Annotated in this window: 8 protein-coding genes and 1 pseudogene; 4 read left to right on the forward strand and 5 right to left on the reverse strand. The window is 40.9% G+C overall.

The features are described from left to right. Position 1: 1 nt before the first annotated feature. A complete protein-coding gene (locus tag NCWK1_RS25085; RefSeq protein WP_096574995.1) occupies positions 2-1168 on the forward strand; it encodes a nucleotidyltransferase family protein in 1167 nt (388 codons plus the stop codon). 80 nt (positions 1169-1248) lie between these two features. Here the strand turns inward: NCWK1_RS25085 and speA are convergent, their stop codons facing one another. Next, positions 1249-3267, reverse strand: a complete 2019-nt coding sequence (gene speA, locus NCWK1_RS25090) for a biosynthetic arginine decarboxylase (protein WP_103126584.1) — start codon at positions 3265-3267, stop codon at positions 1249-1251. A gap of 206 nt (positions 3268-3473) precedes the next feature. Here speA and ndk point away from each other — a divergent pair, with 206 nt between their 5' ends. Beyond that, a complete protein-coding gene (gene ndk / locus NCWK1_RS25095) occupies positions 3474-3923 on the forward strand; it encodes a nucleoside-diphosphate kinase (protein ID WP_096574991.1) in 450 nt (149 codons plus the stop codon). A 116-nt stretch (positions 3924-4039) separates the two neighbouring features. On the opposite strand, the gene NCWK1_RS25100 is transcribed toward ndk, so the two are convergent. The 3 genes from NCWK1_RS25100 to NCWK1_RS25110 all read right to left on the reverse strand — a co-directional run bounded on the left by NCWK1_RS25100 (position 4040) and on the right by NCWK1_RS25110 (position 6324). After that, complete coding sequence (locus NCWK1_RS25100; protein ID WP_096574989.1) at positions 4040-4759, reverse strand: TerC family protein; 720 nt, start codon at positions 4757-4759, stop codon at positions 4040-4042. 407 nt (positions 4760-5166) lie between these two features. Continuing rightward, positions 5167-5586 (reverse strand): hypothetical protein, encoded by a 420-nt coding sequence (locus tag NCWK1_RS25105; RefSeq protein WP_096574986.1) that lies wholly within the window; start codon positions 5584-5586, stop codon positions 5167-5169. A gap of 45 nt (positions 5587-5631) precedes the next feature. Beyond that, positions 5632-6324, reverse strand: coding sequence for a hypothetical protein (locus tag NCWK1_RS25110; RefSeq protein WP_187308245.1), 693 nt, complete (start codon positions 6322-6324; stop codon positions 5632-5634). Between the two features lie 278 nt (positions 6325-6602). Here NCWK1_RS25110 and acs point away from each other — a divergent pair, with 278 nt between their 5' ends. Further along, positions 6603-8576: an acetate--CoA ligase gene (gene acs, locus NCWK1_RS25115; RefSeq protein ID WP_103126585.1), complete on the forward strand. Its 1974-nt coding sequence runs from the start codon at positions 6603-6605 to the stop codon at positions 8574-8576. A gap of 159 nt (positions 8577-8735) precedes the next feature. Beyond that, positions 8736-8948, forward strand: a pseudogene (locus NCWK1_RS30695) (hypothetical protein). 230 nt (positions 8949-9178) lie between these two features. Here the strand turns inward: NCWK1_RS30695 and NCWK1_RS25130 are convergent. Further along, the gene (locus tag NCWK1_RS25130; RefSeq protein WP_103126586.1) at positions 9179-12010 is read right to left on the reverse strand and encodes a pentapeptide repeat-containing protein; all 2832 of its coding nucleotides are present in this window, start codon (positions 12008-12010) and stop codon (positions 9179-9181) included. Positions 12011-12154 lie beyond the last annotated feature (144 nt).

The following is a 12154-nucleotide window of genomic DNA, read 5'->3' on the forward strand; positions in this document are numbered from 1 at the left end:
TATGAAAGCGATGATTCTCGCGGCGGGTAAGGGTACTCGCGTTCGTCCAATTACTTACACGACTCCCAAACCAATGATTCCCATCTTGCAAAAGCCAGTGATGGAATTTTTGCTGGAACTTTTGCGCCAACATGGTTTTGACCAAATTATGGTCAATGTTAGCCATTTAGCTGAAGAGATTGAAAACTATTTCCGTGACGGTCAGCGATTTGGCGTTCAAATTGCCTATTCTTTTGAAGGCAAAATTGATGACGGTAAATTGGTAGGGGAAGCAATTGGTTCGGCGGGAGGGATGCGTCGCATCCAAGATTTCTCGCCGTTTTTTGATGATACTTTTGTTGTATTGTGCGGTGATGCTTTAATTGATTTGGATTTAACAGCAGCTGTTAAGTGGCATAAATCCAAAGGGTCAATTGCAACAATCATTTCTAAGTCTGTCCCTCTAGAAGAAGTTTCTAGTTATGGTGTTGTTGTTACTGATGAGGATGGGCGCGTCAAAGCTTTCCAAGAAAAACCTTCAACGGAAGAAGCCCTCAGTACCAATATCAATACAGGGATTTACATTTTTGAGCCAGAGGTGTTTAAGTATATCCCTTCTGGTGTGGAATATGACATTGGTAGTCAGTTATTCCCGAAGTTGGTGGAAATTGGTGCGCCCTTCCATGCGATTCCGATGGATTTTGAATGGGTAGATATTGGTAAAGTACCAGACTACTGGCGGGCAATTCGCGGCGTATTGCTGGGTGAAATCAAAAACGTACAAATTCCTGGTCATGAAGTCGCCCCTGGTATCTATACTGGCTTAAATGTGGCTGTAAATTGGGACAAAGTGGATATCACAGGCCCAGTTTACATCGGCGGTATGACCAGAATTGAAGACGGGGCAAAAATTGTTGGCCCAGCAATGATTGGCCCGAATTGTTGGATATGCAGTGGCGCGACTGTAGATAATAGCGTAATTTTTGAATGGTCACGCTTGGGGCCGGGAGTTCGTCTAGTTGATAAGCTGGTGTTTGGTCGTTATTGCGTAGATAAGACGGGCGCATCTATTGATGTCCAAGCGGCTTCTTTAGACTGGCTAATTACTGACGCTCGTCAAGCACCACCAGTGCATACTCCTCTAGAACGGCAGGCGATTGAAGAATTGCTAGGGACAAACGCTAGTTAGTCAATTGTCAATAGTCGTTGGTCATTGGTCATTGGTGAAAAACCATTGACTATTGACTTTGGACTATTGACTTTGGACTATTAACTATTTAGATATGTGTATCGTCTGAGACTTTGTTCGTAAGTTTGCATGAGTCGTTGAGATTCTGCAAGAGTAATGCGTTTTTCTTCTAATGCTTTCTCGCAGCGCTGGCGGATGTGTTCCACCATATCTTCTGAGTCATACTGCACGTAGCTAACTACCTCACTCATGGTGTCGCCTTTGACGACGTGTTGAATTTGGTATCCTTTGGGTGTGAGTTGAATGTGAACGGCGTTGGTATCTCCAAACAAGTTGTGTAAGTTCCCCATAATTTCTTGGTAAGCGCCATTCAAGAACATCCCCAAGTAATAAGGTTCTCCTGGTTGGAAGGTATGCAGTTCTAAAACTGATTTGACATCACGCAGGTCAATAAAGCGGTCTATTTTACCATCACTGTCGCAGGTGAGGTCTGCCAAAATTCCCCGCCGCGTTGGTTCTTCATCGAGACGATGGATAGGCATAATGGGGAATAACTGGTCGATCGCCCAACAATCGGGTGCTGATTGAAACACCGATAAGTTGGCATAGTAAATGGAAGCCATGATTTTTTCTAGGTCTTCCAGTTCGTCGGGTACGTAATCTTGCTGTCTGGTAATCTCCAGAATTTTTTGACAACAAGCCCAGTAGAGTCTCTCGGCTTTAGCTCGTTCGCGCAGGCGCAAAATGCCTAAGTTGAAGCGGCTGATTGCTTCTTCTTTAAATTGCGTCGCGTCGTGGAAAAACTCTTGGTAATTTTCTTTGTTGATTGATTGGTAAGTTTCCCATAAATAATTAATTATTGGAGATTCTCCTTCTTGTGGAGGTTCTGGGCAGTTGAGGGGAACATCGCTGGTACTGAGAATATCAAAAATCAGTACTGATTGATGGGAGGCGATCGCTCTGCCACTTTCACTGATCAGTGTAGGTACGGGAATTTGCCGTTCTGTACAGGTATCTTTTAACTCTGCCACGATATCGTTGGCATAGTTCTGCATATTGTAATTTTTGGAAGCGTAGAAGTTGGTTTGAGAACCGTCGTAGTCTACACCCAAGCCACCGCCGACATCAAGATATCGCATATCTGCTCCCAACATCGCCAACTCTACATATATACGGCTGGCTTCTTGGATGGCATCTTTAATGACATTGATGGCAGAAATTTGTGAACCGATATGGAAATGCAATAACTGCAAAGAGTCCATCAATTCGGCTTCGCGCAGTTTGTCTACGGCTTCGATAATTTCTGGCATGGTTAAACCAAATTTGGCGCGATCGCCACTGGAAGTTCCCCAGCGTCCCATTCCTTGGGTGCTGAGTTTGGCGCGCACACCTAAAATTGGTTTAATTCCCAACTGGCGATTGGCTGCAATTACCAAATCGACTTCTTCAATCTGCTCTAAAACGATAATTGGGGTTTGCCCTAATCTTTGGGCTAACATCGCCGTTTCGATGTATTCCCGGTCTTTGTAGCCGTTGCAAACGAGCATTGCGCCTGGGGTATCCAATAAAGCCAGGGCAATCATTAATTCTGGCTTGGAACCTGCTTCTAAACCAAATTGATGGGGTTTACCAAATTTGACTAAATCTTCAATCAAATGCCTTTGCTGGTTGCATTTAACAGGAAATACACCACGATAAACACCTGGATAGTTATAACGGGCGATCGCTTTGGCAAAACAAGCATTTAGGCGCTCAATTCGGTCTTCCAAAATGTCGGAAAAGCGAATTAGCATGGGTAGCCCTAAATTACGTTGTTTTAAGGCGTTGACCAATTCAAATAAGTCAAGGGAACCCCCGCGATCGCCTTTGGGGGAAACAGTAATATGACCTGCTGCGTTAATCGAAAAATAAGGTTGTCCCCATCCTTCAATGCGATATAATTCCTCGCTATCCTCTATTTTCCAGGCGCGAGGCAAATCGCTTGCGGTAGTGCTTGGTGGTAATAACTTTTTTTGTTTGTGATTTTTCACTTCAGATTTATGCCCACTAGACGGTAGTAGTACCACCTCATCAGATGTAGCAGTTGACTCAACACCCATTTCTGACCTCTGTGTTTCACCCACGAATAAACAATTTAACTCATTCACTTGGTAATGGATATGCACCCAGTGATGATTTCTGAGATAAACTCTGATTGGTCAAGAGTCAACGGTCAATAGTCAATGGTCAAGAATGTATTGACTTTGGATGATTGACTATGGACACTTGACTAAATAAAAATTTTATTAAGTTTTGGGAGACAGCTTTGGAACGCACATTTTTAGCTATTAAGCCTGATGGCGTACAACGTAAACTAGTTGGCGAAATTATCCGTCGGTTTGAAACTAAGGGTTTTACCCTTGTGGGGTTGAAGTTTCTCCATGTGAGTCAAGAGTTGGCTGAACAACATTATGGTGTTCACCGGGCAAGACCCTTTTTTGGTAGCTTAGTTGAATTTATCACTTCTGGCCCAGTTGTAGCGATGGTCTGGGAAGGTGATGGTGTCATTGCTTCTGCCAGAAAAATTATTGGTGCAACCAATCCTTTAACAGCAGAGCCAGGAACCATTCGTGGTGACTTTGGGATCAACATCGGACGCAACCTAATTCACGGTTCTGATGCTCCCGAAACTGCACAAACAGAAATTGCTCTGTGGTTTAAAGATGAAGAATTAGTTAATTGGCAACCACATATATTCTCTTGGTTGCACGAGTAAGAGAAGGCAAAAGTAAAAAGGTGAGGCAGTGCGTTGGGCGGGTTTCCCGACTTGAAGCAACTGCCGAACCCGAAGGGCAAAAGTAAAAAATTTTTTACCTTTTTACTTTTTACTTTTTACTTTACTTCTGTTTTCTCTGGTTCGGCTTGGGGTAACGAAGGAACAGTTTTCTTAGAAAAGCCCCAAGCTAAAATTATGGCGATCGCACTAATCATTAACCATTCTGGTGGAACTAAATCATCGTTGATGACTTTCAATAGCAAGCGCAAACCCACAAAAGCTACAGTCACATAACCTGCGTCTTCCAGATTGGCATATTCATCTAACCAACGAATAAACAACCCAGCCATAAATCGCAGTGTAATGATCCCAATGGTGGCACCTGTGAGTACTAACCATCTTTCTTGGGAAACGGCGATCGCGGTTGTAACGCTATCTAATGAAAATGCTAAGTCTGTAAATGCAATTACAGGTATGGCTTGTAAAACAGTTTTAAACCTCGGCCCGTGATGGTGAGAGTCTGATGTTTCTTCTGAGGTAAAGTGTTGAAATACCAGCCACAACAAGTAAGCTGCACCTAAAAGTTCAAATTGCCAAAAATTTTGTACCCAGGTAGCAGTCAAAATTAGGGAAATCCGTAATATGTAGGCAATAACTAAACCAAAGTTCAGCGCCTTACGTTCTAGTTCTTTGTCTTCTAGTCCTTGGGCAATTGCCGCTAAGGCAATGGCATTGTCAGCTGATAGCACCGCCTCTAAAAACACCAGAATTAACAGGACTATAGGGGCTTCTACGCTGAAATGAAAGTGGAGATAATCAAATATGCTGTCTAGCATTCCGGGTTCTCAAGCAGAAAAATAAAAACTAACAGAATGTTTCTTCTATAAAAAGCGCAATCAATCGCTACTTTTATCCAGCTTAACTTGTAGAGGCTGCATAATTGCGGCGATCGTATTCAAGTATTGTTGACTATTCTGTTTAAATGTATTTCATTATACACAAATTCCAGAATATGTTTAAAAATTTTGCTTGTAAGTAAGAAAACATTTCATATCCCCTAAAATACCTGCTAAAAAGGGGAGATTTTGAGATAATTTCCCGCTTTGTCAGTGGGCTAGGGAGGTGTATGAGAAATATTTAATGATTCTCAGACATCCTCTGAATTTTAGTTTGGTTATAACGAAGTGGAACCCAACAATTATTATTTTGTGTTACGTTCCACCCCAATTACGGTAATGCGCCGCTAGAAAAATTTTCGTAAAAGATGATTGGCTAAATTCCCAACTTCTGCATTATCTATATCGTCAGCCAACAAATTTCTGATGGCTGATAATCTGTCATTCTCATCAATAATTCTTTCACATTCTGCTAAGTTAACCGCAAAATCAAACAACGATTTTTCATTTAATTGCTGTCTTACCTGAACAGCTAATATATCGTTACTGACTAAAAATTCCTTAATCGTATCTAATAAGTGATTACCTAAAATTTCATCATGTCCCCAAGTTTCTAGCCAATCTCCATCAACATCTTCAACATATATATGCACAAAATCTAAACCATAAGTTAGCCAATCTTGTTGCATTTTGCGTGCTTTTGCTAATGCTTGGGCAAGTTTATCTAATTGTCCTTCGTAGCTTGCAGTTTCACGTTGGTTAGGCATAAAAGCTGTGATAAGCAGTTAACTGGATGAAATACATCAAAAAAACTAAGCAAATTTTAGATATTTGCCTTCAGCAAGGTAATCACTGTTATACAAAGCAACGTTGACTAACTGATTAATGAAATTAGTATCTTTGGGATTGTAACTAACAAACAAGCCTCTTTCTATCTCCCACAAGTTAAGTGTGTTTTTCCAGTCATGATACTTTTGGTTACTTAATTCTTCAGATACGCTGGTAACTTGAATACATAGCGGTTGATTGTTTCGACTGCTAACAATTAAATCTGTTGCCATAGAGAGGTCGGCAATATATCGCTGCCAAAAACTACCTTCTCGACTGACAATATCTTGAGCTATTGATTTAATAATATCATCATCAACTTGATTAAATTCACCGGACATCAATTTTTGCTTCCAAATATAAAATTTAGAGTCAGTTGCATTAATCCACTTAGGAAAAAGATAACCATACCAATACCGTTCATTCGGTGTCATTTGGGCTAATTTGGCTTGTTGTTCTGCGGCTGAAGGTAAGGATTTAATTAACAGCCAAATCGTAGAATCAGTAATTACCTCTAAAAGAAACGCCAGCACGAATGGTTTGGCCGTTAGGGAACCTAATTTAATATCTTTGACCCAACGATTAATTTCATCTAATTTTTTCGCTAGATTTGGATCTATCGATGATGACTGCTCAATCAGTGATTGTAACTGCTCCTTAATCTCTTTAGCTTGCAAATGATGCCCTACTTTGGTCAAAAATACTGAGTTTATTTAAAAAACTGTCCTTAACTTCATCATGCTATCAAATATTCCCAGGGTCAATACCCTGAATAGGTCAAAGTCTACAATAGTAGGCTCAGACATCAGCGATCGCTCCCGATACTAAGTTCACTTTAGCAAAATCTTCCCCTGTTACTCCCAGGCGACCTGACGAACTTAATGAAAATCTAAACACTTTCTGCCACAACTCCGCTAACAATATATTTCAGTGTTAGAAGTGCATTCATAGTTTTATGTCACAGCCAACTATAGAATCAATCCTACAAGAGAAGCGTTTATTCCATCCGGCTGCGGAATTTTCGCAGAACGCCCATATTAAAAGCTTAGAAGATTACCAACAACTCTACGACAAAGCCCAGGCTAACCCGGAAAAATTTTGGGCAGACTTAGCCGCAACCGAACTGCATTGGTTTGAAAAATGGCACACTGTATTAGATTGGCAACCGCCGTTTGCTAAGTGGTTTGTTGGCGGTAAGACGAATATTTCTTACAACTGTTTAGATAGACATCTCACCACTTGGCGCAAAAATAAAGCGGCGTTGATTTGGGAAGGTGAACCAGGGGATTCCCGGACTTTAACTTACGCCCAATTACATCGGGAAGTTTGCCAGTTTGCCAATGTATTAAAGCAGTTGGGAGTGCAGAAAGGCGATCGCGTCGGTATTTATATGCCGATGATACCGGAAGCGGCGATCGCTATGTTAGCTTGTGCGAGAATTGGCGCACCTCATAGTGTGGTATTTGGTGGCTTCAGTGCGGAAGCATTGCGCGATCGCTTAATTGATGCCCAAGCTAAATTAGTCATCACTGCTGATGGTGGTTGGCGTAAAGATGCGATCGTTCCCCTCAAAGAACAAGTCGATAAAGCCTTAGCTGATGGTGCTGTCCCTTCTGTAGAAAACGTCTTGGTAGTTAAACGCACCGGACAAGATGTGTATATGCAGTTGGGCGGCCGTGACCATTGGTGGCACGATTTACAAAAAGGTGTATCGGCTGATTGTCCGGCGGAACCGATGGACAGCGAAGATATGCTGTTTGTACTTTACACGTCGGGGAGTACAGGCAAACCCAAGGGCGTTGTGCATACCACTGCTGGCTATAACTTGTACACCCATATCACCACCAAGTGGATTTTTGATTTGCAAGACACTGATGTTTATTGGTGTACTGCGGATGTGGGTTGGATTACTGGACATAGTTACATTGTTTACGGCCCCCTTTCTAACGGTGCAACCACGCTGATGTATGAAGGTGCGCCCCGTGCTTCCAATCCCGGCTGCTTTTGGGATGTAATTGAAAAATACGGGGTGAATATTTTCTACACTGCACCAACGGCGATTCGAGCGTTTATTAAAATGGGCGAACACCATCCCAAAGCGCGTAATCTTTCTTCGCTGCGTTTGCTGGGAACCGTCGGCGAACCAATTAACCCCGAAGCTTGGATGTGGTATCACCGGGTAATTGGTGGCGATCGCTGTCCAATTGTCGATACTTGGTGGCAAACTGAAACAGGTGGAATTATGATTACACCGCTACCGGGGGCAATTCCCACCAAACCTGGTTCCGCGACGCGTCCCTTCCCTGGGATTTTGGCAGACATCGTTGATTTAGATGGCAATTCTTTAGGCGATAACGAAGGTGGCTATTTAGCAGTGCGCCATCCTTGGCCGGGAATGATGCGGACTGTTTACGGCGATCCTGAACGCTTCCGTCGCACTTATTGGGAACATATTCCGCCCCAAGATGGCAAGTATACTTACTTTGCTGGCGATGGTGCGAGACGAGATGAAGACGGTTATTTCTGGGTGATGGGACGAGTTGACGATGTGTTGAATGTGTCGGGACACCGCCTCGGCACAATGGAAATTGAATCAGCCTTAGTGTCTCACCCAGCAGTTGCAGAGGCGGCGGTAGTAGGTAAGCCAGATGAACTCAAAGGTGAAGATGTCGTAGCTTTCGTCACTTTAGAAGGTAGTCATCAACCTAGCGAGGAATTGAGTAAAGAACTGAAAAAACACGTTGTGCAGGAAATTGGTGCGATCGCCCGTCCCGGAGAAATCCGCTTTACCGATGCTTTACCCAAAACGCGATCGGGCAAGATTATGCGGCGATTGTTGCGTAACCTCGCATCGGGACAAGAAGTTTCTGGTGATACTTCAACCTTAGAAGACCGTGGCGTATTAGATAAACTGCGCGAAGGTGCGTAAATTTAGGGTGTGTTGTCGCGTAGCGCAACGCACCACCTGAAATTGCGGTGCGTTAGAACTAACGTTCATAACGCACCCTCCTAGTCCAAGATAAAATCATCGTATATGCCTGAAAGCTGAAGTAAAGCAGGCCAATCACTTAATTCAAATGTCAGAACAATGTTAGAAATAAGCAAAAATTACGTGATGGATGAAAATCAGCAACCTATTGCTGTACAAATTTCTATTGCTGACTTTGAAAAAATCGAATAAATATTAGAAAACTACGGCTTGGTAAAGTTAATGGACGAGTCAGAAAATGATGAACGCCTGACTAAAGAAGAAGCTTTGAAATATTACCAGTCATTGAAGAAAAAGAATGTGGCAAGTTGAATATACTAAAAAGTTTTTAAAAGAACTGGCAGATTTACCAGAAGATATTCAAGCCAGAGAAAATCAAGGATGAAAAAACACATTATCTCCAATGTCCGTAGTTGAGATGTGATCGCCGCGCTGCATTGATGTACATATAATTTCAGTGTGCCAAATGTCAAGCTGGTTCTGAGGACAGATGGTTTGGAGACAGCGAAGAAATATTTAGTAGCACAAAGGTTTGAGTAAGTTTAAACTTTACCCTCAAGAATTGTTCCGCGAAGATTTGCATCGGTAAGATTTGCATCTGTAAGGTTTGCATCTGTAAGGTTTGCTTCTGTAAGGTTTGCTTCTGTAAGGTTTGCTTCTACAAGATACGCATTGTTAAGATTCGCTCGTTGAATATTTGCTCCTTCAAGATTTGCTTCTTGAAGACTTACATATGCAAGATCTGCTCCTTCCAACTCTGCCCATTTAAGATTCGCTCCTTCAAGATTCGCATTTTGAAGATACGCCCATTTAAGATTGACCTCTTCAAGATTCGCCGTTTCAAGATTTGCTCGTTGAATATTTGCTCGTTGAATATTTGCTCCTTGAATATTTGCTCCTTGAAGATTGGCCTCTTCAAGATTTGCTCGTTGAAGATTTGCTCGTTGAATATTTGCTCCTTGAAGATTTGCATTGAAAAAATCTTTCAAAATTAGAACACAATCTTCTAAATCTAAAAAACTCAAACAATCTAAGCACGATATATCACCATTAAAATTGATTCTTTGTCTTTGCAAGCGAGAAATCCAATTACCAAAAGCTTCAGGGGAAGGCCTGTCAATTTTAGAAATCTCTTGTGTGACTCTAGCACAGGCATTTAAGACAAATAATAACGCCTCTTCCGCATTACGTGCTTGTCGATTAGCTTCCTGAAAAGTACGTAACTGCAATTTTTCCATCGGCATTTCATTTTTTAGCATATAACTTATCAGGTCGCACATTGTCTGTTGCCATTCAGCAACATCAATCTGATATTTATCTTGCTGTAACTGAATTTCATCAACAATAAAATTAAAGATATACTGATCCATAGCGGTTAAACCGCACAATCTCGCCCAGCGTACCAAAGCTTCTTGCTTGTTCCATCCATCATCGGGGTCTTCTTTATTAGCTTGTAGCTTTTTATAGATAAGTGCTAATTCTCTAACGATGCGTTTTGCTGCTAAATACTCGCCAAAACTTTTATGAGTAAATTCAAATGTTTCTTCGCGTCCTTTTACGCCATTTTGACGGAAATAGAAAGCAGTTAATAGACGAGTTAGGCTAGCTTTTCTATCTTGCTTAAAAACATGGAATACTCTATCTAGTATATAGCTATCACAATTGTTTTCAATTTCTTTTATGGTAGTTATTCTGACATCTCCACCATGCCAAGCAGAAACAGCAATACTTTCTAAAATGCGAACAAAATCTTTTTCTTCAACCCCTTTAATAATAGGGTTATCCTTAGCCCAAACTCTTTGATAAACTGCTGTAATTAAATCTGCATAAATTTCATTCAAATTACTATCTTTGGCAAAATTAACTGCTCCACGAGCAAAACTTAAAGCAACTAAGTAATTTAATAAGGGTTGAGAAGTGATTTCTCTTAAATGTCCATTGTCTAATTCTTCGGGTAAGCCAGGATAACCAAGACCACTAGCTTTACCATATTGACACCACCAAATTTCTCTTTGGTCTTCCTTTAGTAAATTTTGAGTATCAATGTAATTATGTCTCCTCTTTTCTTTCTCATCTACAAAATAAGGTAAAATCTGGAGAATTTGCTTTTGTTTACGAAATTCACTTTTGTTTTTCTGGACTACTAATTCCCGACCACTAATGAGAACCAGCAAGCGAGTTTGACTGTTATTAAAAGAATTTACTTGTCTTTCTACTTCATTAATAAACTTTTGGGCAATTTCTTCTGCGATATTACCCTGCATTGCTAGTTCATCTAAACCATCAAATATAATCAGTAATTGTGATACAAAATTTTCTGAAATTAGGGGATTAGGTGGTAAAGGAATATCACGCAGGTTATTGATGAATTTACCAACACTATTAACTAAATCATCTTCTGGGTCAAATAGGTGTAAGGGAATAAATAAGATTTTTATCTTGCCTTTTTTTGCTTGTGTAGCTGCAAAAACTTTAGAAAAAGAAGATTTACCGCTTCCTGGCCCGCCACTAATTACCCGGATAGCATCATTTTTATCAGCTTGGTCTACCCAAATTTGTAGTTCATCTTGTAAATTAACAACAATGCGTTCATAATCTTGACCTTGCTTGTAATAATCTTTTAATCGACTTTCTAAATCATCATCATCGTTACCTTCAATTTTGCGCTCATAGTAAGCACGAGGGGAAATATACACTTGTTCTAAGCTGAAGGCTTCAGAAAACATCCGTTCATTAATTTGTTTTTGCAACCATGTAGAGTAACGTTGCCAAGTTTTTTCTCTTTCACCTGCTTTAACAAAAGGTGTATTGAGTTCATTTTGTAAAACAGCATATTTATCGCTGTGTTGCTTCCATTCGTTGTGCAAAGCATACACGAATTCCATAGGCAAGCGATCGCTAATTGCTTCAGCTTGTGCAGGAGTCTCTACAATATCTTCTAACCACTGGCGAAAAGGAGTTTTAACGGCTGCAACAATAGCTAATTCTTCTGGGTGATTAAAAAAGTTTTGGTCAATGGTTAATTCTGTGTCTTCCAGTTTTTGTAGACAGGTTTCTAAACGGTGTTTAACTATAATCTCAATGTCATGATTATCAATTTGCTTAAATAAATCTTGACTATCATCTACCAAACCAGCCATCGCTTGAGTTAACGCCCGAAAAATTAGTAACCAAGCAATTTCTCCTGGTTCTTTTGCCAAGCCAATAGCTGCACCCATCTCTATCACATTTTCGGGGACGTTGCCTAAATTAGCAGTCGCAGCGTTCGCCGCAGTTTTAGCTAGTGCTGTAAAGAAACTTCCAAAGTTGACATTAAGACGTTTGTTTAATATTGAGACAGGCTGCTTGATTAAAATACCAGTTTTGCTGCTCATTGCTGTTAGGTTTTGTTGGTAGACGTACTGAGTCACAGTATTTCACCAAGTTTAAGCAAAAAAAGCTCAACCGTCAGCCTCAAAGGCTCAATTGTCAGCCTCAAAGGCTCAATTGTCAGCCTCAAAGGCTCAACTTTCAGCCTC

It is taken from the genome of Nostoc cycadae WK-1 (assembly GCF_002897135.1).
Classification (GTDB): Bacteria; Cyanobacteriota; Cyanobacteriia; order Cyanobacteriales; family Nostocaceae; genus Nostoc_B.